Annotated in this window: 28 protein-coding genes and 1 tRNA gene; 10 read left to right on the plus strand and 19 right to left on the minus strand. The window is 66.8% G+C overall.

Annotated features, from left to right (window positions below; all coding sequences use genetic code 11):
- The coding region (locus VFT73_RS06985) for a PQQ-dependent dehydrogenase, methanol/ethanol family (protein WP_326409470.1) at positions 1-1,572 on the minus strand (1,572 nt) is incomplete at its 3' end.
- 135 nt (positions 1,573-1,707) lie between these two features.
- Positions 1,708-4,473 (minus strand): M14 metallopeptidase family protein, encoded by a 2,766-nt coding sequence (locus VFT73_RS06990; RefSeq protein WP_326409472.1) that lies wholly within the window; start codon positions 4,471-4,473, stop codon positions 1,708-1,710.
- 181 nt (positions 4,474-4,654) lie between these two features.
- On the opposite strand from VFT73_RS06990, the gene VFT73_RS06995 reads away from it, so the two are divergent.
- Positions 4,655-5,113 carry a heme-binding protein gene (locus tag VFT73_RS06995; RefSeq protein WP_326409473.1) on the plus strand — a complete coding sequence of 153 codons (459 nt, stop codon included), beginning with the start codon at positions 4,655-4,657 and terminating at the stop codon, positions 5,111-5,113.
- Positions 5,114-5,144: 31 nt separating this feature from the next.
- Here VFT73_RS06995 and VFT73_RS07000 read toward each other — a convergent pair whose 3' ends face one another.
- The 4 genes from VFT73_RS07000 to VFT73_RS07015 all read right to left on the minus strand — a co-directional run bounded on the left by VFT73_RS07000 (position 5,145) and on the right by VFT73_RS07015 (position 6,633).
- On the minus strand, positions 5,145-5,426 hold the full coding sequence (locus VFT73_RS07000; RefSeq protein ID WP_326409475.1) for a hypothetical protein: 282 nt from the start codon (positions 5,424-5,426) through the stop codon (positions 5,145-5,147).
- 137 nt (positions 5,427-5,563) lie between these two features.
- Positions 5,564-6,208, minus strand: a complete 645-nt coding sequence (locus tag VFT73_RS07005) for a hypothetical protein (RefSeq protein ID WP_326409477.1) — start codon at positions 6,206-6,208, stop codon at positions 5,564-5,566.
- Between the two features lie 140 nt (positions 6,209-6,348).
- Positions 6,349-6,424: transfer RNA gene (locus tag VFT73_RS07010), tRNA-Phe, on the minus strand.
- Positions 6,425-6,453: 29 nt separating this feature from the next.
- Entirely contained in the window at positions 6,454-6,633 is a 180-nt protein-coding gene (locus VFT73_RS07015) for a DNA gyrase inhibitor YacG (RefSeq protein WP_326409479.1), read from the minus strand.
- 93 nt (positions 6,634-6,726) lie between these two features.
- Between VFT73_RS07015 and VFT73_RS07020 the strand changes: the two genes are divergently transcribed.
- Together VFT73_RS07020 and VFT73_RS07025 are read left to right on the plus strand one after the other, a co-directional pair.
- Positions 6,727-8,454: a class I poly(R)-hydroxyalkanoic acid synthase gene (locus tag VFT73_RS07020; protein WP_326409480.1), complete on the plus strand. Its 1,728-nt coding sequence runs from the start codon at positions 6,727-6,729 to the stop codon at positions 8,452-8,454.
- A gap of 116 nt (positions 8,455-8,570) precedes the next feature.
- Positions 8,571-8,981 carry a glycine zipper domain-containing protein gene (locus tag VFT73_RS07025; RefSeq protein WP_414712802.1) on the plus strand — a complete coding sequence of 137 codons (411 nt, stop codon included), beginning with the start codon at positions 8,571-8,573 and terminating at the stop codon, positions 8,979-8,981.
- Positions 8,982-9,057: 76 nt separating this feature from the next.
- Here the strand turns inward: VFT73_RS07025 and VFT73_RS07030 are convergent, their stop codons facing one another.
- The 13 genes from VFT73_RS07030 to flgB all read right to left on the minus strand — a co-directional run bounded on the left by VFT73_RS07030 (position 9,058) and on the right by flgB (position 20,030).
- Complete coding sequence (locus tag VFT73_RS07030) at positions 9,058-9,948, minus strand: flagellar motor protein MotB (protein WP_326409482.1); 891 nt, start codon at positions 9,946-9,948, stop codon at positions 9,058-9,060.
- 1 nt (position 9,949) lies between these two features.
- Positions 9,950-10,813: a flagellar motor stator protein MotA gene (gene motA, locus VFT73_RS07035; RefSeq protein ID WP_326409483.1), complete on the minus strand. Its 864-nt coding sequence runs from the start codon at positions 10,811-10,813 to the stop codon at positions 9,950-9,952.
- 234 nt (positions 10,814-11,047) lie between these two features.
- Complete coding sequence (gene flgL, locus VFT73_RS07040) at positions 11,048-11,974, minus strand: flagellar hook-associated protein FlgL (RefSeq protein WP_326409484.1); 927 nt, start codon at positions 11,972-11,974, stop codon at positions 11,048-11,050.
- Between the two features lie 12 nt (positions 11,975-11,986).
- Complete coding sequence (flgK, locus tag VFT73_RS07045; RefSeq protein WP_326409486.1) at positions 11,987-13,585, minus strand: flagellar hook-associated protein FlgK; 1,599 nt, start codon at positions 13,583-13,585, stop codon at positions 11,987-11,989.
- Positions 13,582-13,923, minus strand: a complete 342-nt coding sequence (locus tag VFT73_RS07050; protein WP_326409487.1) for a rod-binding protein — start codon at positions 13,921-13,923, stop codon at positions 13,582-13,584. The genes flgK and VFT73_RS07050 overlap by 4 nt, the downstream gene beginning before the upstream one ends.
- Positions 13,920-15,008, minus strand: a complete 1,089-nt coding sequence (locus tag VFT73_RS07055; protein WP_326409489.1) for a flagellar basal body P-ring protein FlgI — start codon at positions 15,006-15,008, stop codon at positions 13,920-13,922. The genes VFT73_RS07050 and VFT73_RS07055 overlap by 4 nt, the downstream gene beginning before the upstream one ends.
- Positions 15,009-15,017: 9 nt before the next feature.
- Positions 15,018-15,686: a flagellar basal body L-ring protein FlgH gene (locus VFT73_RS07060; RefSeq protein WP_326409490.1), complete on the minus strand. Its 669-nt coding sequence runs from the start codon at positions 15,684-15,686 to the stop codon at positions 15,018-15,020.
- Complete coding sequence (gene flgG, locus VFT73_RS07065) at positions 15,667-16,455, minus strand: flagellar basal-body rod protein FlgG (protein ID WP_326409491.1); 789 nt, start codon at positions 16,453-16,455, stop codon at positions 15,667-15,669. The genes VFT73_RS07060 and flgG overlap by 20 nt, the downstream gene beginning before the upstream one ends.
- A gap of 13 nt (positions 16,456-16,468) precedes the next feature.
- Positions 16,469-17,209, minus strand: a complete 741-nt coding sequence (gene flgF, locus VFT73_RS07070; RefSeq protein ID WP_326409492.1) for a flagellar basal-body rod protein FlgF — start codon at positions 17,207-17,209, stop codon at positions 16,469-16,471.
- Positions 17,210-17,233: 24 nt separating this feature from the next.
- Positions 17,234-18,541, minus strand: a complete 1,308-nt coding sequence (locus VFT73_RS07075) for a flagellar hook protein FlgE (RefSeq protein ID WP_326409494.1) — start codon at positions 18,539-18,541, stop codon at positions 17,234-17,236.
- Positions 18,542-18,562: 21 nt separating this feature from the next.
- Positions 18,563-19,267, minus strand: a complete 705-nt coding sequence (locus VFT73_RS07080; RefSeq protein WP_326409496.1) for a flagellar hook assembly protein FlgD — start codon at positions 19,265-19,267, stop codon at positions 18,563-18,565.
- Positions 19,264-19,671 carry a flagellar basal body rod protein FlgC gene (gene flgC, locus VFT73_RS07085; protein WP_326409497.1) on the minus strand — a complete coding sequence of 136 codons (408 nt, stop codon included), beginning with the start codon at positions 19,669-19,671 and terminating at the stop codon, positions 19,264-19,266. The genes VFT73_RS07080 and flgC overlap by 4 nt, the downstream gene beginning before the upstream one ends.
- Before the next feature lie 2 nt (positions 19,672-19,673).
- Complete coding sequence (gene flgB / locus VFT73_RS07090) at positions 19,674-20,030, minus strand: flagellar basal body rod protein FlgB (protein ID WP_326409499.1); 357 nt, start codon at positions 20,028-20,030, stop codon at positions 19,674-19,676.
- Between the two features lie 15 nt (positions 20,031-20,045).
- On the opposite strand from flgB, the gene VFT73_RS07095 reads away from it, so the two are divergent.
- From VFT73_RS07095 to flhA, 7 genes are all read left to right on the plus strand, one after another.
- Positions 20,046-20,891: a motility protein A gene (locus tag VFT73_RS07095; RefSeq protein WP_326409501.1), complete on the plus strand. Its 846-nt coding sequence runs from the start codon at positions 20,046-20,048 to the stop codon at positions 20,889-20,891.
- A complete protein-coding gene (locus tag VFT73_RS07100) occupies positions 20,891-21,379 on the plus strand; it encodes a flagellar motor protein MotB (RefSeq protein WP_326409502.1) in 489 nt (162 codons plus the stop codon). Before VFT73_RS07095 ends, VFT73_RS07100 begins: the two co-directional genes overlap by 1 nt.
- Before the next feature lie 18 nt (positions 21,380-21,397).
- Entirely contained in the window at positions 21,398-21,892 is a 495-nt protein-coding gene (locus VFT73_RS07105) for a flagella basal body P-ring formation protein FlgA (RefSeq protein ID WP_326409504.1), read from the plus strand.
- Between the two features lie 76 nt (positions 21,893-21,968).
- On the plus strand, positions 21,969-22,259 hold the full coding sequence (gene flgM, locus VFT73_RS07110; RefSeq protein ID WP_326409505.1) for a flagellar biosynthesis anti-sigma factor FlgM: 291 nt from the start codon (positions 21,969-21,971) through the stop codon (positions 22,257-22,259).
- Positions 22,256-22,564 carry a flagellar protein FlgN gene (locus VFT73_RS07115; protein WP_326409507.1) on the plus strand — a complete coding sequence of 103 codons (309 nt, stop codon included), beginning with the start codon at positions 22,256-22,258 and terminating at the stop codon, positions 22,562-22,564. The genes flgM and VFT73_RS07115 overlap by 4 nt, the downstream gene beginning before the upstream one ends.
- A 78-nt stretch (positions 22,565-22,642) precedes the next feature.
- On the plus strand, positions 22,643-23,488 hold the full coding sequence (locus tag VFT73_RS07120) for a lytic transglycosylase domain-containing protein (RefSeq protein ID WP_326409509.1): 846 nt from the start codon (positions 22,643-22,645) through the stop codon (positions 23,486-23,488).
- Positions 23,489-23,491: 3 nt separating this feature from the next.
- Entirely contained in the window at positions 23,492-25,582 is a 2,091-nt protein-coding gene (gene flhA / locus VFT73_RS07125) for a flagellar biosynthesis protein FlhA (protein ID WP_414712803.1), read from the plus strand.
- Position 25,583 lies beyond the last annotated feature (1 nt).

The following is a 25,583-nucleotide window of genomic DNA, read 5'->3' on the forward strand; positions in this document are numbered from 1 at the left end:
GTCGGGCGCGCGGTAGCTGATCGGCTGGCCGATGATCCCGGAGCCGGCCTTGAACTGCCAAAGGAGCTTGCCGCTGACCGCGTCCAGCGCTTTGAACCAGCCGTCCATCGTCCCGTAGAAGACCACGTCGCCCGCGGTCACCAGCGCGCCGCTCCATAGCGGCAGGTCTTCCTTGATCTCCCACCGCGCTTTGCGCGCGCCGGGATCCCAGGCCGTGAAGACGCCGCGATTGCCGCCGGGGCCCGCATACATCTTCACGTCCGCGCCGACATAGGGCGTGCCGGCGATATAGTTCGCCTCCATCGCCCCATAGTCCATGCACAGGTTCAGATGCGGGATATAGACGAGGCCGGTGCGCGGACTGAACGCGGACGGGTTCCAGTCCTTCATGCCGGGCGATGCCGGACAAATCCCCCGTACCACCGTGCCCTGTTTCGTCACCTTGTCCGGGTTGGGGATCAGGCGGCCGGTCTTCAGGTCCACGCCCAGCGACGCGTTGACGTTGCCGTACGGATCGGCGGCGATCACCTGCCCGTTGGTCCGGTCGATCACGTAGAAATAGCCGTTACGCTCGGGACGGAGAAGCACTTTGCGGGGCTTCCCGTTGATCTTCATCGTGATCAGGATCTGCTCGTTGATCCCGTCATGGTCGAACAGATCGTGCGGGCTGAACTGGTAATACCAGCGCGCCTGGCCGGTGGAGATATCGCGGGCGAAGATGCCGGTCGTCCATTTGTTGTCGCCGGGCCGCTGGTCCGGATTCCACGGGCCTGGGTTGCCGGTGCCGTAGTAGATCATCTTCAGCTCGGGGTCGTAGCTGATCCAGCCCCAGACATTGCCGCCGCCGATCTTCCAGGCCTCGGGCGGCCAGGTCCTGACGCCCAGGTCCTTGCCGCGATCCATCGCGTAATAGGGCTTGAAGTCCGGGCCGATCAGCACGTCCTTGTCCGGCCCCGTCGACCAGGCGCGCCAGACGATCTTGCCGGAGCCGGCGTCGAGTGCGGTCAGCCAGCCGCGCACCCCCATTTCGCCGCCCGAATTGCCGACCAGCACCTTGCCGTCGGCGACCAGCGGCGCCATCGTCATGGTCTCGCCCTTGTTGATGTCGCCAAGCTTGGTGCGCCAGATTTCGGAGCCCGTCTCCGCATCGACCGCGACGGTGTAGTCGTCGAGCGTGTTGAAGAAGATGCGGCCGTCGGCATAGGCGGCGCCGCGGTTCACCACGTCGCAGCAGGCGACGCCTTGCGATGCGGCGGCAGGCTTGGGGTCGTACTTCCATTTGACCGGCGCGCCCGGGCGACTGAGGTCCAGCGCGTACAGATAATTCGGGAACGGCGTGACGATGTACATCGTCGAGCCGATCACCAAGGGCGCCGCCTCGTGGCCTCTGAGAAGCCCGGTCGAGAAGGTGAAGGCGAGCTTCAGCCGACCGACATTGGCGCGGTCGATCTGGTTGAGCCGGCTGTAGCGCGTGCTCGCATAGTCGTGGGCGGGCATGGTCCACTGCCCGTCGTCCGCACCGCTTCTCTGCGCGTGAGCCTGCATCGCCGGCCACAGAGCCAGCGCAGCCAACACGCACGCCCGCATCCGCCAGCGCACCCGCATTTCCTCCCGTCATCGGCCTGGCGCCGGACAGTTATTTCAGCGCCTTAACCGATGTTGGGAAACAAAGTTCCGGGTGCGAATCGATGAGAGTGGGAATCCCCGTCAGTCGGCGGTCGCCGGTCCGTAATAGATGCCGTTGAACAGCAGCTTGAAGGTGCTGAACGGCTGCGAACGCGACGTGACTTCCGGCCCCAGCAGAAAGACATGGCCCTTGCCAAGCGACGCATCGACGATCGCGGTCGTGCCTTTCAGCGCCTTCTGGCCCCACGCCCAGCCGGAGCGGAGCGGCGTCTCGCTGTCGAACCAGGCGACCCGTTTCGCATCGGGACCGGTCACGGTGAAGACCGGGCTGTTGTAGAAGAATATGTCCGCCGTTTCGGGCATGCCATAGGCAAGCGGGTCGGTGACGTCGAACTTCGCCCTGAGGATCGACCCGGGAATGTAGAACTCGGTCGAAGGCAGCGGCACGCGCTTGCCGTTCTTGTCGGTCTTGGTCAGCGGATCGGTGACCGGCAGACCCAGCGCTTCGCCCAAAGAGCCGGCGTCGCCGACCGTGATGACGGTGCCGCCCGCCTTCGCGAACGCGGCGATCTGCGGATAGGTCTTCTCCTTCGTGATCCCGCCCAGCATCGGCCGGTATTCGGCCGGAATATCTGCCGCTTCGGGCTGCCGGCGGACGCGGCCCTCGCGCCCCAGCACGTCCGACTGGAAGACGATCACGTCGTATTTCTTGTCGAGTCCGCCCTTGTCGAGCTCCTGCGGGAAGACCTTGGTGTAGGGGAATTCGAACTGCTCGAAGATCCAGCGCGTCCAGCCCGACGCCATCGAGCCGCCATAGACGTCGACCAGACCGATCCGCATAGGCTTGATCGCGATCGTGTCGCCCTGAGGCTTCGGCGCCGCATAGGCATCGATGCCGAGCGGGCCGACGCTGGCTTCGACAATCCGGCGCGCCTCCGCCGAGGCGGGAATCCAGAGCGCGCCCGGCGCGAGGGTCTGCCCCGCAACCGTCACCGGCGCCTTCAGCCAGAAGACCGGCTGCTTCGCCTTCAGCAGGCGGTTCGAGAGAATGAAGCTGTTGTTGGTCGCATGGCTGACGATGAAGCCCTGGCCGCCGGTGCCGACGACATGGCCGGGCGGCGGCGCGAGCACGTCCGGCACGGCCGGGAATTGCTGCGGGAAATCGTCGAGCACCCGATCGAACGTCACGTTCATCTGGTAGGAAAGATTGTAGCCCGTCACGTCGTACGGCTTGACCGGCGGGCCGCCCGGATAGGCGAAGTCCTGCGGATGGTCCTGCGGCTCGAACATGTCGAGCACGTGCGGACGGAATGCCTGGTCGCTGCGGACGACGAACGAGCCCGCCGGATAGGTCTTGCCGCCGAAGGTGAAGGGCTGGTCGGCGCGCTGCACCTCGACGCCCAGCTTGATCAGCGCATTGAGGAAGCGGATCGTCGTCGGCATGTCGTGCTGTCGATCGGCGGGGATCAGGAAAGCGCGCGGCGCGCGTGCGTCGGGATCGTGCAGCACCGTGTCGTAGAGCTTCGAATCGACCACCTGCGCGCCGCGGAACTGGCCGTTGTCCTCCGGCTTCGGCAGCGCCTTGGCGGCTTCCTTCAGCGCCGTGATGCGCTTGGGCGTGATGACCCAGCTATCTTCGCTGCCTTTGCGGATCTGGTCCCGCCCCATCACGTAGCGATTGTAGAGCAGGGTCTCGCTGTTGCGTGACGCCCAATCCATTACCGCGCGGTCCAGCGATTTGATGTAGTCGATCGACTGCTGGAAATGCCATTTCTGCGGCGCCACCGGGGCGATCAGGTCCTCGCGCGCCAGCTGGTTGTCGGGCACCAGCGGAATCTCCATCGGCGTCGGGCTGCCGATGATCTCGGTCAGGATGCCGAGCGCGTTGTGGAAATAGCCGGCCGTGCGAACGCTGCCGTTGAACCAGGTGGAATAGGGCGCGCCGGACCGCATGGTGGACCCCGGCTTGCCTTCCGCGATCAGACGGCCATGCATCTGGTAGGCGAGCGCGTCGGTCTGGTTGATGACCAGCGGATCGTAATTGAAGTTCGGATAGTCGCGGAACGGCGGGATGAACACGACGGTGCCGACCGGTCCGGTCTGGTGCTCGTTATAGATGATCTGCGGAAACCATTCGCGATACGACGCCCGGTTCATGTTCGTCGTCTCGGGCATGTTCGACATGTAGCTGTCGCGATTGTTATCGTGCCCGACATATTTCTGGTACAGCACCGGGATCGTGTCGGTGCGCCGCTCCAGCTTGTCGGCCGGGCGCATGTACCAGTCGGCGACCAGCTCCAGCCCGTCAGGATTGGCGAACGGGAACAGCACGATGTCGTCGCCCAGCAGGCGCAGCGTCTCCGGATCGTTGCCGGTCAGCATCTCGTAGATGATCTGCGGATGGGTCTGCGCATTGACCACTTCGGTCGCGTGCAACCCGGCGTCGATCCAGACGATCGGCTTGCCTTCCTTCGCGAGCGCGCGCGCCTCCTCGTCGGTCAGCCCCTTGGCGAGCGCGAGCTTCTTCGAGATGTCCTTGTAATGGTCGAGCTTCGCCAGGTTTTCCGGCGACGATACGACCGCCATATATTGTTCGCGGCCCTCGGCCGTCTCGCCGATGCTGATGAGCTTCATCCGGCTGCTCTCGCCCGCGACGGTCTTCAGCCATTTCGTGATCGTGGAATAATCGGCGAGAAAATAGTCGCTGCCGGGCCTGGCGCCGAACACTGCCTCCGGAGTGGTGATGCGGTCCGTGGTTGCAGGAGCGGGCACTGCCTGTGCCGGAAGCGCATAAACCCCCGCGGCAAACACAAGAGCGAGGGCAGTCGCAGACCAGGCACGGCGCATATCAATCTCTCCAAATAGCAGTCGTCGCGTCCACCCCGGGACGTCTGCCCGGCGCGCATCGTTGACCTACGCCATTACCGTATTCAGTATACAACACCTGCACAACCTTGCGGGCGGGACCCGCCGACCTCGACCGGCGGCGCATCGGGGTGTCGGCCGCACAGCAACGGAGGCTCGACCGATGAATGGCTGCAAATCTGTCGGCATGCTCGCTGCGGCCTGCCTTGCCGCATCACCTGCCGGAGCGCGAATTGCTGAAAACCGCGCGGTCGGCGCGGCGGACGCGCAGACCATCACCGACACCTGCGTTGCGCTGGCGGCAAAGTCCGGATGGAAGGTCCATGTCGCCGTGCTCAACCAATATGGCGACCTTATCCGCTTCGTCGGTATGGACGGCGCGACGCGGACCAGCGGCGTGCTCGCCCAAGGCAAGGCACGTACCGTCTTCCGCACCGGCCGCTCCACAGCGGACGTCGTCCGTATGGACCCCTCCGCCCAGCGCGAATTCGAAGCGGTGGCGATCCCCGGCGGACTGCCCGTCCTTGTCGAGGGCCGGCTGGTGGGAGTCGTCGCGGCCAGCGGCGCCGCGCCCGATCAGGACGTCGCCTGCGCGAAGGCCGGTATCGATGCGGCGATGTGAGCCATGTTGACCGCGGGTCGCGCGTAAAATCTCAAGCCCAATCGCGATCCTGCGCGGCATCGATTTCATCGGCAACCTGAGCCACCAGGGCGAGATCGACGGGATCGCTGAACGGATCGTCGTCGAGTGAGGTGGCCCGTTCCAGCCGCTGCTGCCAGCGGTGGAGCGCACCGACATAGGGCGGATAGGGCGTGCGCATCAAAGTGCCGCTGGGAAGGCGTTCGACATCGGCGATGCCCATCCGCAGCCACTTGCCCGTGTGCCAGTCGGTCATATCCACGGCGGGGAACAGGCAGATCCCGTGCAGATCCACGCCTTTCCTGACCGCAGCCAGAATCTCGTGTCGTGGAAGCGGAATGATCCTCAGCGGAGCCGGTTCGGAGCCGGACCAGAATGTCCTTCGGCGGCGATGGGACCGGGGAGCGGCGCTACGGCTGCGCCAGCGATGTTCTACCGGACCGGATCGGCGAGGCCGCGCCGGATCGCCTCTACGAGCAGGGCGCGGAACTTGATGTCTGCCTCACGAGCAAGGCGGTCTTGCCGGCGGCCGAGCTCGTTCTGTTGCTGGCCGAGGGCGTTCTGTTGCTGCCCGAGAGCATCCTGCTGGTTCCCGAGCGCTGCCTGCTGGCGGCCGAGATCGACGGCCTGCCGCGGCGTTGCATGGGCTTGCTGCGCGCCAAGCCGCGCCTGCTGAGTGCCCAGCGCCGCCTGGCGCCTGCCAAGTTCGGCCTGCCGCGCGCCAAGCGCGGCCTGTTGCGAACCGAGCGCCTGCTGCGGTTCGAAGATCAGCCGTGCCTCGCGGAGCGTCGCAGGGTCGCGCACGACATAGGCTGTGCCGCCCTTGCGAAGATAGAGCAAAGCCTCGCCGCCGACTCTCAGCGCGCGCGCACGCCGCAGGTCGTCGGTCGAGCCGCTCATCGTCACGCCCTGCTTGTCGGGCCCGAAAAGGATGTAGGACGCGCGCTCCCTTGCCGGCGTTGTCCCGGCGGAGGCAGCCGATGCGCCGGCCGCGCAGACGAGAGCTGCCGCAGCCGCAAATCCCCATATTGCGATGAAGCCACGGTCGAGCGCGTTGGCTGCGAACGATCTGATCATGATCTCGTCCCATATTCGACTACGTTTGTAGTTATAGCAACCGCACGGGTGAGGCAAGACGGTCGCGCCGGCGCGGCAGGGAGCATTGTCGCTGGCCGGAGCTGGCCGACATTCAGCCGATGCGAGGCTATTTCAGGAAATGGTGCCCAGGGGCGGGATCGAACCACCGACACTGCGATTTTCAGTCGCATGCTCTACCAACTGAGCTACCTGGGCACGGGAGCTTAGGCCAAGCGAGGCGCGGCCTATAGCGGCGGCTCCGCTTGGCTGTCCAGTGGGTTCTCGTGCGCGGGCGGTCCCGGCACGCGGTAGCCTTCTCCCAGCCAGTTCAGCAGGTCGCGGTCCTTGCAGCCGCGGCTGCAGAAGGGCTGGTGCTCCGCCTTGGGCGGCTTTCCGCACAAGGGGCAGGTGTCGCTTTTCGCCATGAGGCGGAGATGGGGCCTTTGCGCCTGAGGCTCAACCCGGCCGTTTGATCGTTTCGGCATTGCCCCTAGATTGCATGGCACAGGGAGAGAATCATGGCCGACCAGACCGACGTGCCCCAGCCGCCGAGCCTCGAGGACATGCAGCGCTGGACCTGGGTGATCGGCCGCGCCCAGCAGCTGATGCTGGAACATGGCGTCGAAATGGCAATGAAGGCGGCTGAAACCCCGCCGCCTTCGGCGTTTCCGAATCTCGGGGAGCCGTCCGCGCTCACGCGCGCCGCCACCGACTTCTGGACCGACAGCCTGAGTCTCTGGCAGCGCTTCCTGACCCCCGGCACGGCCGCACCCGAGCGCAAGGACAAACGCTTCGCCGCACCGGAGTGGCGGCAGCATCCGCTGTTCGACCTGATCCGCCAGACCTATCTCACCGTCGCCGACCACATGCTGAAGTCGGTGGACGCGATCGAAGGCGTGGACGCGGTGCAGAAGGAGAAGCTGCGCTTTGCGACCCGCACGGTGGTCGAGGCGATGAGCCCGTCCAACTTCGCCTTTACCAATCCCGAGGTGATGAAACGGACGCTGGAGACCGGCGGCGAAAACCTGCTGAAGGGCCTCGAACATCTGCTGCGCGACCTGCGACAGGGGCAGCTGAGCCATGTCAGGGAAGGTGCGTTCGAGGTCGGGCGCAACCTAGCGACGACGCCGGGCAAGGTCGTCAAGCGCACGCCGCTATACGAACTGATCCAGTACAGCCCGACGGCCGATCAGGTGTTCGAGACGCCGCTGGTGATCTTTCCGCCCTGGATCAACCGCTTCTACATTCTCGACCTGACGCCGGAAAAAAGCTTCATCCGCTGGGCGGTGGAGCAGGGGCTGACCGTGTTCATGGTCAGCTGGAAATCGGCCGACGCCGGCATGAAGGACGTGGTCTGGGACGATTATGTCGCGGCCCAGATCGACGCGATTGATACGATCCGCGACCTGCTCGGCGTCAAGTCGGCCCATGCGATCGGCTATTGCGTCGCCGGCACCACGCTGGCCGCGACGCTGGCGGTGCTTGCCGGGCGCGGCGAGGCGGAGAAAGTGAAGAGCGCGACCTTCTTCACGGCGCAGGTCGATTTCGAGCGCGCCGGGGAGCTCCGGCACTTCGTCGACGACGAGCAATTGAAGCTGCTGGAGGGGCTCGCGCCCGATGGCTTCTTCGACGGCCGCTACATGGCGGCGACGTTCAACCTGCTGCGCGGGCGCGACCTGATCTGGAACTATGTCGTCAGCAATTACCTGCTGGGGAACGAGTATCCCGCCTTCGACCTGCTCCACTGGAACGGCGACACGACCAACCTGCCGGCCAGGTGGCACCGGGCGTATCTGACGGATCTCTACCGCGACAACAAGCTGGCGGTGCCCAAGGCGCTGACGGTGTTGGGGGTGCCGCTCGACCTGCGCGAGGTGACGACGCCGACCTATGTCCAGGCAGGGCGCGAGGACCATATCGCACCGGCGGAAAGCGTGTGGAAGATCACCGACCATTTCGACGGGCCGCTGCGCTTCGTGCTTGCCGGCTCCGGTCACATCGCCGGCGTGGTCAATCCGCCGTCCACCGGCAAATACCAGTATTGGACCAACGACAAGCCGGCTGATTCGCTTGAGGAATTCGTCTCCGGCGCGACCGAGACCAAGGGCAGCTGGTGGCCCGACTGGATCGGCTGGATCGAGGCGCGCGCGCCGGACAAGGTGCCGGCCAGCGGCGGGCGCGTGCCGGGAGAGGGCAAGCTCAAGGCGATCGAGGATGCGCCGGGCAGCTATGTCAGGGCGCGCTGAGCCGGCCCCAAGCTGAACCGCGGCTAACGTGCGCATTCAGCGTCCCCTCAACCGAATCAGGGCATAACGGTCTCAACGTGAGGGCGCACAGGCGTCGCTGACGAAGGAGACTGACCATGATGAAGAAGATCGGCCTGATCGGCGCAGCGCTGGCGACCGTCGCGGGCGGCACCCTCGCTGCCGCGCCTGCCAACGCCCAATATTATCGCGGCTACGACAGCCGCGGCCATTATTCGAACGGCTATTACGGCAACCGCTACGACAGCCGCAATTACTACGGCAACCGCTATTATGGCGCGCGCTACGCACCCTATTACGGCAGCCGCAGCTATTACGGCCGGCACAATTACACCTATCGCTGCCGCGGCAACGGCACGACCGGCACCATCTTGGGTGCGATCGTGGGCGGTCTGCTCGGCGATGCCGCAGTCGGCCGCCACGGCGACGAAACCGCTGGTGCGATCGTCGGTGCAGGTGTCGGCGCGCTGGCCGGCCGGGCGATCGACCGCAGCGGCGACCGCTGCTGATCGGACGGAAACAGCTTTCCCCTCCGGTGGCGTAACGAGGGGACGGAGGCCGGGGCAGCAATGTCCCGGCCTTTTGCTATAGCTGGTGCACGCCGCGATAGAGGAGCGTGATCGAGACGCGGCGGTTGCGCGGGTCGGCCGGGTTCTTCTCGATATAGGGATCGCGGTCGGCAACGCCTTCGATCCGCTCGAACCGGCGTTCGACGATCCCGCCCATCGCGAGCTTGCGCCGGGTCGCCTCGGCGCGGCCGCTGGAGAGCATCCAGTTGTTCATCGAACGCGGGTCGCCATAGCCCAGGCTGTCGGTATGGCCGCGGATGGAAATCTGGTTAGGCATCGATGAGATCGCCTTGGCGACCGTGTCGATCAACTCGGCGGCTTCGTGGTTCAGCGCGGTGGTGCCGAGCGCGAACATCGAATAATCGGCGTCGTCGATCAGGTCGATGCGCAGGCCCTCCCGCGTCGGCGTGAAGCGGACATGGTTGGCGAGCTTCTTGAACCGCGGGTCGGCGCCAAGCTGGCTCTGCAGCCGGTGGCTCAGCCGCTTGAAATTCTCGACGTCCTCGCTGCGCAGCTTATTGCCCTGGCCTTCCTTGGCGCCGCCGGTCGCATCGAGCGGCACCGTCAGCGCGCGCGTGCCGGTCTGGGCGGACTTGAACGGATAGCTGTCCTTGTCCATCAGCGAAGAGCCGCCGAGCAGCCCGTTCGAGCCCGCGCTTTCGCGTTTGGTTTCGACGAGGGTGGGAGAGAAATAGTCGGCGATTGATTTGCGTTGCTTCTCTGTGGTGGCGCCCAAAAGCCACATCAGCAGGAAAAAGGCCATCATAGCCGTCACGAAATCGGCATAGGCGACTTTCCAGGCGCCGCCGTGATGGCCGCCATGATCGTCGCCGACGATCTTCTTGACGATGATCTTCGGCGGCTCGTTGGAGCCGGCACGCGCAGGAACGGTGATCCGCTTCGCCATCTTACTTGCCGCGCAGGCCGTCGAACACTTCGGCGAAGCTCGGCTGCTTCGCATGGACGATGCCCGAGCGCGCGGCCTCGATGACCAGCGGCTGCGGATGGCCGTGCAGCGACGCGATGATGATCTGCTTCACCGTCTGATAAATGGCGGCATCTTCCTCCAGCACCGCCTTCAGGCGGCTCGCCAGCGGTCCGACCAGGCCATAGGCGAGCAGCACGCCCAGGAACGTGCCGACCAGCGCCGAGCCGATCATCGCACCCAGGATCGCCGGTGGCTTGTCGATCGAGCCCATCGTCTTCACCACGCCCAGCACGGCGGCGACGATGCCGAGCGCCGGCAGCGCGTCAGCCAGGCCCTGCAGCTGATTGGCCGGGTGCAGCGTCTCGTGATGGTGGGTCTTGATGCTGTTGTCGACGACTTCCTCGACCGCGTGCACGTCGAGCGTGCCCGACGAGACGACGACCAGCCGCAGCGTGTCGGCGATCAGGTGGACCAGCGTCGTGTCCTTCAAAAGCTTGGGAAACTCGGCGAAGATCGCGCTCGACTTCGGGTCCTCGACATGCGGCTCCAGCGCGATCGGTCCTTCGACGCGCAGCATCTTCATCAGCCGCGAGACCAGGAAGATGACGTCGAGGAAATCCTTCTTGGTGTAGCTCGGGCCCTTGAACGCCTTGCCCAGGCCGCCACCCAGCGCCTTCAGCTGCTTGCCCGAGTTGCCGATGATCAGCGAGCCGACAGCCGCGCCGCCGATGATGATCATTTCGTGCGGAAGCGCTTCGAGCACAGGCCCGAGGGCGCCGCCGGTAAAGGCAAAGCCGCCGAACACCATGACCAGGAGGACGACAAGACCGATCGCAGGAAACATCGGGCCTTCGCCGCCTCCCCCAAAAAAACATTTCGCGGATGCGCCCGCGCACGATTCCTAAGACGGCACGAGGCCCTGAAGCTTGAGCAAGAATGTTGGTTAAAATGCCGGTAAGCTGCGGTTTTTCGCTGCTTTAGCCAGCCCTGACCGTTCGTTTCGAGCGCAGTCGAGAAACTCGGCTACGCTTCTCGACTTCGCTCGAGCAAACGGGACTCAGTGGAGTTTAGGCGGGGCCTACTGGATATAGTCGAACAGGCTGAGCCGGCTGAGCATGGTGAAGCTCGACTGGGTCGCCTGCAGCGTCAGCATCGTCTTCTGCAGGTCGGTGATCGCAGCCTGGACATTGACGCCTTCCAGATTGCCGCGCTCGATATCGTAATCGTTGGCGGCCTTGGCGAGGCTTTCCGCCTGGATGTCGAGCCGCGCGCCGCGTGCGCCGATCGAGGCGCGGGCGGTGGTCACGTTCTGCATCGCCTGGGAAAGGCCGTCGCTCGCATCGGCCAGCGCCTGTTGGCGGTCCGCTGGCGTCGCGCTGCCGCCGACGTCCAGCGCCGCGGCGAGGTCGGAGACGATCTTGAACACGTCCTTGGTCGTGCCGCCGACCTGGATGCCGCCGAAAATGCGCTGCCCGCTGTCGTTCGCCTGGACCGTGATGCCCTCGCCGACCGGGATCGGCGGCGCTTCGCCCTCGCCGACGAACGTCACCGTGCCGTCGGCGGCGCGGCTATAGGCCGGGCCGGCGCTGCTGCCGCCGAACAGCGCGGTGCCGCGCACGTCGGTGGTATTGGCGGTCGAGTAGAGATTGTCGGCGATCGACTTGAGCTCGGCGGCAAGCGCGGCGCGATTGTCGTCGTTCAGCGTGTCGCTGCCGGCGCGGATCAGCAATTCCTGGACCCGCTGCAGATCGTTCGACACGCTTTCGAGCGCGGTGTCGGTCTGGCCGAGCAGGCCCCGCGCAAGCTTCACGTTGCTGGCGAACTGGGTCTGGTCGGCGGCGGTTCCGGACATGCGTGCCAGGCGCGCCGAGATGATCGGATCGTCGGACGGCGCCAGGATGCGCTTGCCGGTCGCGATCTGCTCCTGCAGCCTCGCCGCCTGCGCGGACAGATCGCCCATCTGCCGGTTGCGCGAGTCGAAGAAATAGGCGGTGCCGATCTTCATCGCTAAGCTTCCTTACTGGACCGCGTCGAGAATCGACTGGAAGATATCGCGCGAGACCTGGATGATCCGGCTCGACGCCTGATAGGCCTGCTGGAATCGCATCAGGTCGACCGCTTCCTGGTCGAGATTGACGCCGGTCACGGCGTCGCGCGCGGCGCTGGCGCCTTCGAGAATAGCGTTCTGCGCGTCCGCCACCTGGCGCTTCGCAGAAAGCGCGGACGCGTTGGACGAGACCATCTCGTTCGAAGTCGACTCGAACTGACCGCTCTTGCGGAGCTGGTCGAGCAGCTGGAGGTTGCCGTTATCGCGGCTGCCCGGCTTGGTCGCACTGACGGTGAAGCTGTCGCCGTCGGACGCCGCGCCTGTGACGGTGATGTCGAGCCCGGCCAGCGTCACCGGCGTGCCCGGCGTATAGGGGGCGGTGCCGATCACGCTGTTGGTCACGGGGTCGGTCGCTGTCAGCACGCCGCCGCTGATCGAAATCCGAGTCTGACCAAGCGGGGCGCCGTTGGTCTGGACCTGAAGCGTGGCCACGCCGGTGTTGCCGGCCGTGGCACCCACCGTCCAGGGGCGGGCCGCGGCGATCTGGCGGACGGAGAGCGTGTTCACCGCGATCTTGCCGTCGCCGGAGCTGGCGTCGAACAGGGCCGCGCCCGGCTGGCCGTCGAGATCGACGCCCGCCGCCTGCACCTGGTTGACGCCGTCGGCGAGCGACTGCGCGAGATTCGTGACCCGAAGCCTCAGGTCCGACACCCGCGTGGCGGCTTCCATGAAGCCGGCGAGCGAGCCCCCCTTCAGCGGCACGTCCTCGGCGGTGCCGTTCGGATCGAGCGTCAGCGCCATCGCGCCGGACGCGTTGAAGGCGACGTCGAGCGGTTTGGTCGCCGTGCCGTTGACCAGCGTCGGACCGCTCGCATCGTTGAGCTTGACGGTGGCGACGCCGCGTTCGTCGGTGGCGACGCTGATCGAGGCGAGCTGGCTGATCTGGTCGATCAGCCGGTCCCGCTGGTCCATCAGCTGCGCCTGCTCGTTGCTGCCGTCGCGAGCCTTGACCAAGCCTGCATTGGCCTCGGCCAGACCGTTGGCGAGGCCGTTCAGCTGGTCGACGGCAAGCTTTGCGGAGGCGCGCAGATCGCTGTCGATCGCGGCAAGGCCGTCCGATGTCGTCGAAAATGCCGCCGAGACGCCATAGGCGGCGTCGAGGAAGCCGGTGCGCGGCGCGGAGCCGGTCGGATCGGCGGCGATCGCCTGGCCGGCATTGAAGAATTTGGTCATCGCCGCCGAAATGCCGGCGGTGTTCAGCGTGTTCTCGACCCGCTCCAGCCACACGATCGTCGATCCGGTGCGCCCGGATTCGGCGGTCGCGTTGCGCAAATCGGCAGCGCGGAACGCATCCCAGTTGCGGCCGACCGTGTTCGCGGCGACGCCGCTGCCGACGGTCAGGTTCGAAAGCAGGATGTAGCGGCCGGCGCCGCCGGAAATCTCGGTCAGCTGCGCTTCGCGGCGGACATAGCCCTGGGTGTTCGCGTTGGCGATATTCTCGCCGACGACGTTCAGCGCCGTCTGGTAAGCGCGCACGCTGGTCGAGCCGATCGAGAGCAGGTCGCTCATTTCGCTTCTCCGCCGTTCGCTTCCCCGCCCTTCAGATCAGGCCGGTTCTTCGACAGGAAATCGGTCAGGGCCTGGCCGATTCCCATGGGGGTATGAAGGGCGATGGTTTCCGAAAGCTTAGCATCCTGCATGTCGCGGAACTGATCGATCGCTTCGCTGTCGAACAGCCCGTCGTCCAGCTTCGCCGCGCGCGCGGATTTCAGCATCTGGTTGATGAAGATCGCCTCGAATTGCGCGGCGGCCTTGGCGAGATTGTCCTTTGTCGCCAGCCGACTGGTGTCGGCGGCGACGCTGGGACTGCCGAGGATCGGCGCCTGCAGGGACGGCAGCTCGCTCACAGCACGATCAGCTCGGCCTTCAAAGCGCCGGCTTCCTTCAGTGCCTCGAGGATCGCGACCAGGTCGGCGGGGCTCGCGCCGATGCCGTTCACGGCCTTGACGATGTCGGCCAGCTTGGGGCCGGGCGCGAGCATGAACATCGGGTTCGACTTCTCCTCGACCTGGACATTGCTCTGCTGCTCGACGGCAGTGACGCCGTTGGACAGTGGGCGCGGCTGAACCACGCGCGGCGCTTCGTCGATGCGGACGGTCAGGCGGCCGTGGGTCACGGCTGCCGGGCCGACGCGGACCGCCGAGTTGATGACGACGGTGCCTGTGCGGGCATTGACGATCACCTTCGCCGGCGGCTCGGCCGAGACGACGGTCAGGTTCTCGATGTCGCTCATCATCGCGGTGCGCACCTCGGCGCCCTGGGGCGCCTTGATGCCGATCGACACGCCGTCGATCGTGCGCGCGGTGCCGTCGCCGAAGCGTGTGTTGATCGCCTGGGCGACGCGTTCCGACGTGGTGAAATCGGCCTTTTGCAGGTTGAAGCGCAGCTCCTCGCTGGTCGCAAAGCCGGTGTCGACGGCGCGTTCGACCGTGGCGCCGTCGGGGATGCGACCGCTCGACGGCACATTGATGACGATCTTGGAGCCATCGGCGCCTTCCGCGCCAAGGCCGCCGACCGCCAGCGATCCCTGGGCCATCGCGTAGATCTGGCCGTCCGCGCCCTGCAGCGGGACCATCAGCAGGCTGCCGCCGCGCAAGCTTTTCGCCTTGCCGATGGCGGCGACCGTCACGTCGATCCGCTGGCCGGGCTTGGCGAAGGCCGGCAGTTCCGCCGTCACCATCACCGCCGCCGCGTTCTTCAGCCCCGGGTTGATGCCGGCCGGCAGGTTCAGGCCGAAGCGCGAAGCGACGCCCTTCATCGACTGGACCGTGTATTCGAGATTGTCGTCGCCCGTGCCGGCCAGGCCGACGACGATGCCGTAGCCGACCAGCTGGTTGGGGCGGACGCCGGCGAACGAGCCCAGGTCCTTGATCCGCTCTGCATGAGCGGGGACGGCGAGCAGCGCGAGAAGGGCGATCAGGAAGCGGATCATCGTGAAATCCTAGAAGGGGCTGATCAGCGAGAAGAAGCGCTGCAGCCAGCCAGGCCGCGCCTGGCGCTGGAGATCGCCGCGGCCGGTGTAGCTGATCTTGGCGTCCGCCACGCGGGTGGAGAGCACGCGATTGTCGAGATCGATATCGGCGATGCGCACGATCCCCTGGATCTGGACGGTCTCGTCGCCGCGGTTCAGCCGCAGCTGCTTTTCGCCCCGCACCAGCAGCGTGCCGTTCGGGAAGACCTGCGCGACGGTCACGCTGATCTCACCCGACAGCATGTTGGACTGGCTGGCGCTGCCGGCGCCCTTGAAATCCTGGGTGCCGCTCGCCGCCGCTTCCAGCGGGCTGAACAGCGACAGCGGACCGGCAGACGGCGGCGTCAGCCCGATGCTGCCGTCGCGGCCGGACTTCGATCCGACGTCCTTCTGCGCGACGGTGCGCTCGGCCAGCACGATCGTCAGCGGATCGCCGACGCGGCGCGCGCGCGGTCCTTCGTATAGCGCGGCATAGCCGGTCGAGGCCTGGAAGATCGCGCCATTGGCCGGCGGCGGCGGCGGCGTGGCCGGCATCACCGGGGTATAGTCGATCTTCGGCTTCTTGCGCGCGAGCGCCGGCTGCGTCGCAACCAGCACCGTCAGCAGGGCCAGCGCGAGCTTAGAGGTTCTGATTGGCATATTGCAGCATCTGGTCGGTGGCCGAGATCATCTTGGAGTTGACCTCGTAGGCGCGCTGGGTCTCGATCATGTCGACCAGCTCTTCGACGACGTTGACGTTCGATCCCTCGAGCATGCCCTGGCGGATCGAGCCGCGGCCGTCCTGGCCGGCGACGCCGATATTGGGCGCGCCGCTGGCCGCGGTCTCGGTCAGGAAATTCTGGCCCAGCGGCTGCAGGCCGGCGGCGTTGGGGAAGGTCGCGACCTGGATCTGGCCGATTTCGGTCGGAGCGGTCTGGCCCTGAACGGTCGCCGAAACGGTGCCGTCGGTGCCGATCGTGATCGACGTCGCGCCTTCCGGCACGGAGATCCCGGGCTGGACCTGATAACCCTCGCTGGTGACCAGCAGGCCTTCGGGCGAGCGCGTGAAATTGCCGGCCCGGGTGTAGCCGATCTGGCCGCCGGGCATCTGCACCTGGAAATAGCCGTTGCCGTCCAGCGCCAGGTCGAGCGAGTTGCCGGTGGTCTGGAGCGAGCCCTGGGTGTCGATCCGGGCGGTACCCTGGATGCGCACGCCGGTGCCGAGGTTCAGGCCGGTCGCGTATTTGGTCTCCGACGTGCTCGGCGCGCCGTTGGCGGTCACGGTCTGGTAAGCAAGCGTCTCGAACGAGGCGCGGTCGCGCTTGAACCCGGTCGTGTTCACGTTCGCCAGGTTGTTCGAGATCACGCGCATCCGCTCGTTCTGAGCGTCGAGGCCCGTGCGGGCGATGTGCATCGCTGCGCTGGTCATTGCATCAATCCTTTCACGGCATGCGCATCAGGGACGCGCCGCCATCGTCCATGTCCTTGGCGGTCGAGAGCATCTTGGCCTGGATCTCGTAGCTGCGCTGGTTCTCGATCATCTGGATCAGCGTCTCGGTGACGTTGACGTTCGACTGTTCGAGCGCGCCCGACTTGACCGTGGCGTCGAGATTGGCGGGCAGCGTGCCGCCGTCCTTGACGCGGAGCAGGTTATCCATGCCCTTCAGCGTCACGCTGCCCTTGGGGTCGACCAGCTTCAGGCGATCGATCACCTGCGGCTTGTCGAGGTCGCCGCCCGGCGGCACGATCAGCACCGACCCATCGTCGGCGATCGTCACTTTCTGGGCCGGCGGTATCGTGATCGGGCCGCTGTTGCCGATGACGGGAAAGCCGTCGCCGGTCTGCAGCACGCCCGAGGCCGCGATCATCAGGTCGCCGCGCCGCGTATAGGCTTCCTCGCCGTCGGCGGCCTGCACCGCCATCCAGGCGTCGCCGTTGATTGCGACGTCGAGATCGCGGCCGGTCGAGACGACGGGGCCGGCCTTGCGGTCGGCATCGACCACTTCTTCCGAGGTCAGCGCCCGCGAGTCGAAGCCGGTGCCCTTCAGCGCCAGCTGCTCGAAGTTGAAGCTGTCCGCGCGGAAGCCGACCGTCGACGCGTTCGCCATGTTGTTGGCGATCGACGCCTGCGCGGCCATGCGGCCCCGCATGCCCGAATAGGCGGTATAGACCAGTCTATCCATCGATCGCCCCCAGGCCCCCGTTCATTAGCTGCGGATGTTGATGATCGTCTGGCTGAGCTGCGTGGCGGTATCGATCGCCTTCGCATTCGCCTGGAAGTTGCGCTGCGCGGCGATCAGGCCGACCAGCTCTTCGGTGATGTCGACGTTCGACCGCTCGATCGCGCCGGCCATCAGGTTGCCGAAGCCGCTCTCGCCCGGCTGGCCGACGGTCGCGTCGCCCGAAAGGCCCGAGACCGACCAGTAGCTGTTGCCGATCTGGCGCAGGCCCTGCGGATTGGCGAACTGCGCCAGCACGATCTTGCCCAGCGCTTCGTTCTGGCCGTTCGAGAAGCTGGCCTTGACCAGGCCGTTCGCGTCGACCGTCACGCCCTGCAGCTGCCCGATCGGCGCGCCGTCCTGCGACTGGGCGATGATCGTGAAGGCCGAGGGGCGCTGCGTGGTGGCGATCGAGAAGTCGACCGTCATGTCCTGCGGCGCCGCGTTGGGCGGCGTGAAGGTCGCGAAGGTGGTCGGGCCGGCCGGGGTCTGCAGGACGCCGTTCGAATCGAACGTCATCGTCAGCGGCACCGCCGGGTCCGGCTGGGTCGGATCGGCCGAGATCTGCTGGCCGCCGACGAACGAGTAGCAGAGCCAGGTGCTGGTCGTGACCGCACCGCCCGGCTGCGTCTGGCGAACATAATAGTTGGTCAGCGTGTTCGGGTTGCCGACCGAGTCATAGATCACGGTCGACGACGCGAAATTGTACGTGTCCGGATCGAAGCGGCTGAACGCATAGGGGCTCGCCGCCGTCCATTGCGGATCGTCGGCCGGGATCGGCGCGTTCGCCGACAGGTTGACCGAGACCTTCGCCTCCTTGGTCGCCTTGGGCGTGCCGCTGGTCTGCGGCAGGCGCAGGCTGACCGTATCGTCGAGGCTGGTCGCGACCACGGTGCCGCTGCCGTCCACCGGGAAGACCTGCACCGTCGCGCCCTGCGAGTCGGTGACGAGCCGGTCGGCCGAGACGGAGAAGGAGCCGTTGCGGGTGAACGCCACTTCGGACGTGTTCGGGTTCGGCTTCACGACGAAGAAGCCTTCGCCGCTGATCGCGAGGTCGAGCGACGACTGCGACTGCTGCAGTCCGCCCTGGCTGAACTGTTGGCGGATGCTCTTCACGTAGGAGCCGGAGCCGATCAGCTGGTTCGGGCTCTTGGTCGCGGTCGACGCGATGACGTCGCCGAACTCGACGCGGCTGCGCTTGAAGCCGTTGGTGCTGACGTTCGCGAGGTTGTGCGCGATCGTCGACAGCTCGGTCTGAGCGCCCTGCAGGCCCGAAAGCGAGGTGTAGAAAGACATGGTTTAACTCCTACGAAAAGCTCAGCCGACCTGACGGACGGCACTCAGGGGCTTCGGGCCGAGGCCGGCCAGGTTCAGCACCGGCGCACCGCCGTCCGAACCCAGGCTGACCGAGGTGACCGGCGCCCACACATTGACGGGAGAAGCAACCCGCGTGCCATTTCGCAGCACGCTGGTCGTGATCTTGTACGGCCCGGCCGGCGCGGCACCGCCGCTGTCGGTGGTGCCGTCCCAGCTGATCGCCAGATCGCCGGCGCCCTGCGCACCGTAATTGATCGTGCGCAGCAGGTTGCCGGCATTGTCGCTGATCTGGACCTGGACGTCGTCGGCCGGGTCCTCGAGCGGCAGCACCGCGTCGAGCGAGCCGTCGGTGTTGGGGAAGGCGGTGTCGCCTTCGACCAGCACCGTCTTCCCGACATAGGAGATCGCCTGGGCGGCGTTGGCGCCGTCGAGGCGCGACGCGACGTCCTTCAGCGTCTTGTTCATCTCCGAGATGCCGGCGACGTTGGAGAAGGTCGCCATCTGGGCGATCATGTCCTCGTTCTTGACCGGATCGAACGGATCCTGGTTCTTCATCTGCTCGGTGAGCAGCTTCAGGAACGAGTCCTGGCCCAGCGCATTCGCTTCCTCCGCCGTCTGCACCTTGGGGGTGCCGGCGACGCCGGTGCGCGAAATGCCGAGCTTGGCGAGGGTGTCGTCGAACGACGAGGAGACGGCGTCGGTCATTTGCCGAGCCTCAGCGTGTCGAGGATCAGACTTTTGGCAGTCTGCAGCACCTCGACGTTGTTCTTATAGGTCCGTGCGGTCTCGAGCATGTCGACCATCTCCCGGGTTTCATCGACGGCGGATTCCCAGACGTCGCCGTCTGCGTTCGCCATGGGATTGTTCGGATCGTGGCGCTTGGTGGGGGCGGGGCCCGCGGTCACGACCTGCGTGACGTCGACGGTCGCCAGTCCGCTCGCCTTGTCGTAGCTGGTCTTGAAGACCGGCTTCATCGAACGATAGGCATCGGCCTCGCTGCTCGCGACTCCGCCGGCATTGGCAAGATTGGACGCCGTGGTGTTCATGCGCACGAGCTGCGCCGACATGGCGCGCCCGGCGACGTCGAAGATGGTGAGCGGCTGCGCCATGACTATTCGCCCTTCAGCGCGCGCGTGAGCGTCTGGATGCGGCCGTTCAGGAACGACAGCGTCGTCTGGTAGGCGACCGCGTTTTCGGCGAACTCGGTCTGCTCGGTGTTGAGCTCGACCGTGTTGCCGTCCAGCGACGGCTGCAGCGGCACGCGGTATTTGGTCGCCGCATCGATCGCGGAAGACACGGTCGCGCCCGGCTTCTCGGCCGCGGCGAGCGCTTCCGAAAAGTCGATGTCGCGCGCCTTGTATCCAGGCGTCGACGCGTTGGCGATGTTGGAGGCAAGCAGGCCCAGCCGCTGCGACCGCAGCGACAACGCCTTTCCATGCACTCCGAACAGATCGTCACCCAAAGCCATGATGGCCCCTCGCGAATGTTGCGCGGGATTATCTGCAAAGGGTGTGCCAAGTGCCTGATCGCGACCGATCCAGCTGCCGACGCCGCGGCGGCGGCACCGAACCGGCAACATCTTGCCGCCGACCGGCAATGTGCCTTGCCGCTGCCGCCGCGCCTTGCCGCCCATACGCAATTGGCCCGGCTTTTGCTGGACGCGGGCGCGATGAACATCGACCTGTCCACCCTGCTCGTCTTCTACGATCCGGTCGCGCTGGCGATCGTCGGCGGCGGCACGCTGCTGGCGACCGCGGCGCGCGGTCCGATCGGCGACACCGTCAACGCGGTGCGCAGCCTGCCGGTGCTGGTCCGGCGCCCGTTCGACTTCGGCCGCGCCCGCGCCGAGCTCGCCCGCGCCGAACGGGTCGCCCATGCCAAGAGCCTGCTCGCGATCGACCCGCAGGTGCTGAAGGATCCGGACGTCGCCCGCGGCGTCGAAGCGGTCACCGACGGCGCCACGGCGGACCAGGTCGAGGAATTGCTCGACCGGCTTCGCGACGAACGGCTCGACCGGCATGCGACGGTGCAGGAATTCTGGGCCGCGGCGGCAGAGGCGGCGCCAGCGATGGGCATGGTCGGCACGCTGATCGGCCTTGTGCGGATGTTCCGGTCGATGGATGACCCGGCGACGATCGGCGGCGCGATGGCGATTGCCCTGCTCGCGACCCTTTATGGCGCGCTGTTCGCCAATCTTGTCGCCGCGCCCATTGCCGCACGCCTGCGTCGCCTCGCGCGCGCGGAGGAAATGGAGCGCCGCGCGCTGGTCGCGCCGTTCCGCGCCTTTGCGCGGCGGGAAACGCCGATCAAACGGAGCCGCGCCGCGTGATGCTTCGCGCGCTTCCCACTTCCAGGCCGCTATGGCTGATCACGCTGGCCGACCTGTCGCTGCTGCTGGTCGGCTTCTTCGTGTTCCTGCAGGCGACGTCGCACAAGCCGCGGCCGGAGCAGGAAGCGATCCAGGCCGGAATCCGCCAGGCCTTCGGCGGTATCGGGCCCATGCCGCTGGCGGTCGAAGCCAATGCGATGACCGGCTTTGCGCCCGGCAGCGCGCTGCTGCCGCGCGACGGCGCAGCGATCGCCGCCTGGGCCAGGGATGCACTCTCCGATCCGCGCACAAGGCTGATCGTCACCGGCTATGCCGATGGCTCGCCGGAGGACCGCGCCGAAGGCAGCGCGATGGCGCTGGCCGGCATGCGTGCCGAGGCAGCCGCGGCCGCGCTCGGCAATTCAGTCCCTCGCCAACGTGTGCGCCTGGCCGCCAGCGTCGTGCCCGGCGCCCGCCGCGTCACGCTCGTCATTTCCTACGATCCCTAGAACCGCAAGGAGCCGATCATGCTCTCGTTTCTTCTCCTCTCCGTCGCCGCGCCGACCGATCTGGCGCTGCTCGACCGCGCTGCCGAGATCTTCGCCGGCGCACGTCAGGGCGAACCCGGCGGCCCGGCCGCGCCGATCGACCGCCGGCTGCGGCTGTCGGCCTGCGGTTCCAGCCCGGAGTTCACCTGGCGCACCGACGCCCATGATGCGATCGTGATCCGCTGTCCCGATATGAAGGGCTGGCGCATCTTCGTATCCGTCCGGCCGCTGCCCGCGCCGCCAGAGGTCCAGCAGGCGGCTGCCGTCAAGGAAGTGAAGGAAGAGCCGGTGATCCGCCGCGGCGACTTCGTCACGCTCGAAGCAAGCGACAAGGGTTTTGCCGTCTCGGCCGACGGCGTCGCCATGGCGGATGCTGCGCCGGGCGAGCGGCTGCAGGTCAAGATCGAGGGCGCCAAGCATCCGGTCCAGGCGATCGCGATGGAGGCCGGCAAGGCGACGCTGCCCGGCTGGTGAGCAACTTTTTCTAAAGGTTCTGCGCGACCGGCCGTTCAATCATGCGAACCCACTCCAGCAAGGAAAGGACGCGGGCATGATTGATCCGATCGGCGTAACGCCCGGCACCGTCCAGGGCGTTCGTGTTGAGCCTCAGGACGCGGCCAAGGTCGTGCCCTTGCAGTCCGTTCGCGCTCCCCAGCCGGTGGCGGTCGCAGAGACGAGTGCGCGGGAAACCGCCAAGGCGCTCGCCGCGAAGCCGCCCGTCGATGCGGAGCGCGTGCAACAGATCAGGCGGGCGCTCGAGGAAGGGCGCTATCCGCTGGTCCCTGCCAAGATCGCCGACCGGATGATCGCGGCGCAGATGAGATGGGCCGAAAAGAAATGACCCGGACCGACGCACTGAAGGCGGTGATCGCCTCGCTCCAGGAAGAGCTGGCGGCGCTGAAGAGCTTCGACATCGAGGCGCTGGCCGCAGCGACGGCCGAGAAGGAAGTGCGAATCGGCACGCTCGCCGCGCGCAACGACAACCCGATCTCGGCCGAAGAGCGTGCGCTTGCCGAAGAGGCGATGCGGCTGAACGAGACCGCACGCGTCTACGTCAACCTGATGAGCGCCAATGTGAAGCAGCGCCTCGAGGCGCTGACCGGCATCAAGCCCGCCGCCTACGCCCCCACGCGGGCGGTGGCGTAATCTTAGCCCCTGAGGGGCAGTTAACCAAAACTGGCACACCCCTTGCAGTTCTGCGCCCGAATACAACCGGGTGCATGAATGACCGTTGCCACGCTTCAATCGCTGCTTTCGACCGGAGGAGTGCAGTCCGCTATCCAGCGGGCGAGCCTGAAGACCGGCGTCGACTTCTCGTATCTGCTCGGCCAGGCGCAGGTCGAATCGAGCCTGCGCCCTGATGCGAAGGCGCCGACCAGCAGCGCTTCCGGCCTCTATCAATTCATCGAGCAGAGCTGGCTCGGCACGGTCAAGCAGCACGGGGCCGAGCACGGCCTCGGCTGGGCGGCGGACAAGATCAGCCAGGGCGCGAGCGGCCGCTATTACGTCTCCGACACGGCGACCCGCGACTATATCCTGAAGCTGCGCAATAACCCGGAGGTCGCCTCGCTCATGGCGGCCGAATATGCGTCCGACAACAAGGCCGAGCTCGAAGCCAGCCTCGGCCGCACGGTCGGGGGCGCCGATCTCTATATGGCCCATTTCCTGGGCGTCGGCGGCGCCAAGAAGTTCCTGTCGACGCTCGCCAGCAATCCCGGCGCGGCCGCGGCGCACCTGTTCCCGGCCGCTGCCGCCTCGAACCGCAACGTCTTCTTCGGCGAGGGCGGGCAGGCCCGCTCGGTCGCCGAGATCTACGACCGCTTCGCGGCCAAGCTGCAGCGCGGCGCGGAGATTGCCGCCGGCGGCAAGGAGTTGCCGCCCGTTGCCGCCCCCGGCAAGGCGAACCCGTTCCAGCTCGCGGTGCTGGAGCGGCAGCAGGGAGACCAGGACCAGCCCGAGGTGGCGACGCTGGACCAGCTGCTCGCCTCGGCCGACCGGCCCTCGCTCCTCCGGCCGACGCCGGAGAACGCGAAGCTTGCCTATATGCTGCTCGCGAGCATGGGGGGCTAACGGGTGGCGTCGATTGCTCTGACCCCCGCCGCCGCGGGCAAGGCCGGCCGCCTCGCGGCGCTTCCGGCCGGCATCCTGATCCTCGTCCTGCTGATGGTCGTGCCGATTCCGGCCGGCCTGCTCGACGTCTTCTTCATCATGAACATCATGATCTCGGTCGCGGTGCTGATGGTGGCGCTGAACGCCGAAAAGCCGCTCGACTTCTCCAGCTTCCCGACCGTGCTGCTGCTGGCGACCCTGTTCCGCCTGTCGCTGAACGTCGCCTCGACTCGCGTCGTGCTCGTGCACGGCCATGAAGGCAAGGGCGCGGCCGGTCACGTCATCGAGGCGTTCGGCGCGTTCCTGATCGGCGGCAACTACGTCGTCGGCCTGCTGGTGTTCGCGATCCTGGTCATCATCAACATGGTGGTGATCACCAAGGGCGCGGGCCGCGTGTCCGAAGTCTCGGCGCGCTTCACCCTCGACGCCTTGCCCGGCAAGCAGATGGCGATCGACGCCGATCTGAACTCCGGCCTGATCACGCCCGAGGAAGCGAAGGCACGCCGCGTCGAAACCGCGGTCGAGGCCGATTTCTACGGCTCGATGGACGGTTCGTCGAAGTTCGTGAAGGGCGACGCCGTCGCGGCGCTGCTGATCCTGGGTGTCAACGTGATCGGCGGCCTGATCATCGGCGTCGCCAGCCACGGGCTCGGCGTCGGCGAGGCGGCAAAGGCCTATGTGCTGCTCGCGGTCGGCGACGCACTGGTCGCGCAGATTCCGGCGCTGCTGCTGTCGATCGCCGCTGCCGCGATCGTCACTCGCGTCGCCTCCAGCCACGACCTGGCTGGCCAGATCGGCCACCAGTTCGCGAGCCCGCGCACCTGGGCGCCGGTCGCGGCGATCCTGGGCATCATGGGCGTGCTGCCCGGCATGCCGCACATGCTGATGCTGCCCGCCGCCGCGATCGCCGGCTTCGGCGCGTGGAAGCTCGCGAAGAACAAGGCCGCCGCCGAAGCGCTGCCGCCGCCCGCCAACGACGACGCGCCGGCCGACCTCAGCCGCATCGACTGGTCTGAAGTGTCCGACGCGATGCAGGTCAACCTGGAAATCGGTTACGGCCTGGTTCCCCTCGTCGACGAACGCCAGGGCGCACCGCTGATGGCCCGCATCACCGGCGTGCGTCGCCAGCTGTCGAAGGAGCTGGGCTTCGTCGTCCCGCAGGTGCGCGTGCGCGACAATATCTCGATCGCGCCGTACAATTACCGCATCCTCGTCAACGGCGTCGTCGTCGGCGAGGACATGGCGTCGCCCGACGAGATGCTGGCGCTCGACACCGGCCAGGCGGTCGGCCGCCTGCCGGGCAAGACTGCCAAGGACCCGACCTTCGGGCTCGACGCGGTCTGGATTTCGCCGAACGACGCCGATGCTGCGACCGCGGCCGGCTATATGGTCGTCGATTCCGGCACCGTCATCGCGACGCACCTGAACCACCTGCTCGGCGCGCATGCGGCGGAGCTGCTCGGCCCCGACGAAGTGCAGAGCCTGCTCGATCGGTTGAAGGAATCGGCGGCGCAGCTGGTCGCCTCGCTGTGCCCGGCGCCAGTGCCGCTGACGGCGCTGACCCAGGTGCTGCGCGCGCTGCTGGCCGAGGGCATTCCGCTGAAGGAATTCCGCCGCATCGCCGCCGCGATCGCGATCGCCGCCCAGCGCACGCTCGATCCGGAGGAGCTGGTCGAGGCGATCCGTCCCGAGCTCGGGGCGCTGATCATCCAGCGCCTGTGCGGGCCGCGCGAGCCGCTACGCGTGATGACGCTGGAAGGCGGGCTGGAAGCGATCCTGGGCCAGGCGGTCCGCTCCGATCCGGCCAACCGCCACATGATCGAGCCGGAGCTCGGCCGCCGCATCATGGACGCGCTGCAGCAGGCCGCGCGCCCGCTAATCGCCGAGAGCAAGCCGTTTGCGCTCGTCGTCCAGCCCGCCGTCCGGCTGGCGGTGCGCAAGCTGGTGCGCACGGCACTGCCGGACACGCCGGTGATGAGCTTCCTCGAAGTCCCCGAAGACAAGGCCGTCGAGGTCGTTGCCGTGATCGGCGCGCCCGAGCGGCTGGCCGCGTGAG

Origin of the sequence: Sphingomonas sp. (assembly GCF_035758555.1) — a bacterium.
Taxonomy (GTDB): domain Bacteria; phylum Pseudomonadota; class Alphaproteobacteria; order Sphingomonadales; family Sphingomonadaceae; genus Sphingomonas_B.

Coding starts and splice junctions, on each gene's coding strand:
- VFT73_RS06990 (WP_326409472.1), bottom strand. CDS start 4,473: ATGCGCCGTGCCTGGTCTGCGACTGCCCTCGCTCTTGTGTTTGCCGCG.
- VFT73_RS06995 (WP_326409473.1), top strand. CDS start 4,655: ATGAATGGCTGCAAATCTGTCGGCATGCTCGCTGCGGCCTGCCTTGCC.
- VFT73_RS07005 (WP_326409477.1), bottom strand. CDS start 6,208: ATGATCAGATCGTTCGCAGCCAACGCGCTCGACCGTGGCTTCATCGCA.
- VFT73_RS07015 (WP_326409479.1), bottom strand. CDS start 6,633: ATGGCGAAAAGCGACACCTGCCCCTTGTGCGGAAAGCCGCCCAAGGCG.
- VFT73_RS07020 (WP_326409480.1), top strand. CDS start 6,727: ATGGCCGACCAGACCGACGTGCCCCAGCCGCCGAGCCTCGAGGACATG.
- VFT73_RS07025 (WP_414712802.1), top strand. CDS start 8,571: ATGATGAAGAAGATCGGCCTGATCGGCGCAGCGCTGGCGACCGTCGCG.
- VFT73_RS07030 (WP_326409482.1), bottom strand. CDS start 9,948: ATGGCGAAGCGGATCACCGTTCCTGCGCGTGCCGGCTCCAACGAGCCG.
- motA (WP_326409483.1), bottom strand. CDS start 10,813: ATGTTTCCTGCGATCGGTCTTGTCGTCCTCCTGGTCATGGTGTTCGGC.
- flgL (WP_326409484.1), bottom strand. CDS start 11,974: ATGAAGATCGGCACCGCCTATTTCTTCGACTCGCGCAACCGGCAGATG.
- flgK (WP_326409486.1), bottom strand. CDS start 13,585: ATGAGCGACCTGCTCTCGATCGGCTCGACCAGCGTGCGCGCTTACCAG.
- VFT73_RS07055 (WP_326409489.1), bottom strand. CDS start 15,008: ATGATCCGCTTCCTGATCGCCCTTCTCGCGCTGCTCGCCGTCCCCGCT.
- VFT73_RS07060 (WP_326409490.1), bottom strand. CDS start 15,686: ATGCCAATCAGAACCTCTAAGCTCGCGCTGGCCCTGCTGACGGTGCTG.
- flgG (WP_326409491.1), bottom strand. CDS start 16,455: ATGACCAGCGCAGCGATGCACATCGCCCGCACGGGCCTCGACGCTCAG.
- flgF (WP_326409492.1), bottom strand. CDS start 17,209: ATGGATAGACTGGTCTATACCGCCTATTCGGGCATGCGGGGCCGCATG.
- VFT73_RS07075 (WP_326409494.1), bottom strand. CDS start 18,541: ATGTCTTTCTACACCTCGCTTTCGGGCCTGCAGGGCGCTCAGACCGAG.
- VFT73_RS07080 (WP_326409496.1), bottom strand. CDS start 19,267: ATGACCGACGCCGTCTCCTCGTCGTTCGACGACACCCTCGCCAAGCTC.
- flgC (WP_326409497.1), bottom strand. CDS start 19,671: ATGGCGCAGCCGCTCACCATCTTCGACGTCGCCGGGCGCGCCATGTCG.
- flgB (WP_326409499.1), bottom strand. CDS start 20,030: ATGGCTTTGGGTGACGATCTGTTCGGAGTGCATGGAAAGGCGTTGTCG.
- VFT73_RS07095 (WP_326409501.1), top strand. CDS start 20,046: ATGTTGCGCGGGATTATCTGCAAAGGGTGTGCCAAGTGCCTGATCGCG.
- VFT73_RS07100 (WP_326409502.1), top strand. CDS start 20,891: ATGCTTCGCGCGCTTCCCACTTCCAGGCCGCTATGGCTGATCACGCTG.
- VFT73_RS07105 (WP_326409504.1), top strand. CDS start 21,398: ATGCTCTCGTTTCTTCTCCTCTCCGTCGCCGCGCCGACCGATCTGGCG.
- flgM (WP_326409505.1), top strand. CDS start 21,969: ATGATTGATCCGATCGGCGTAACGCCCGGCACCGTCCAGGGCGTTCGT.
- VFT73_RS07115 (WP_326409507.1), top strand. CDS start 22,256: ATGACCCGGACCGACGCACTGAAGGCGGTGATCGCCTCGCTCCAGGAA.
- VFT73_RS07120 (WP_326409509.1), top strand. CDS start 22,643: ATGACCGTTGCCACGCTTCAATCGCTGCTTTCGACCGGAGGAGTGCAG.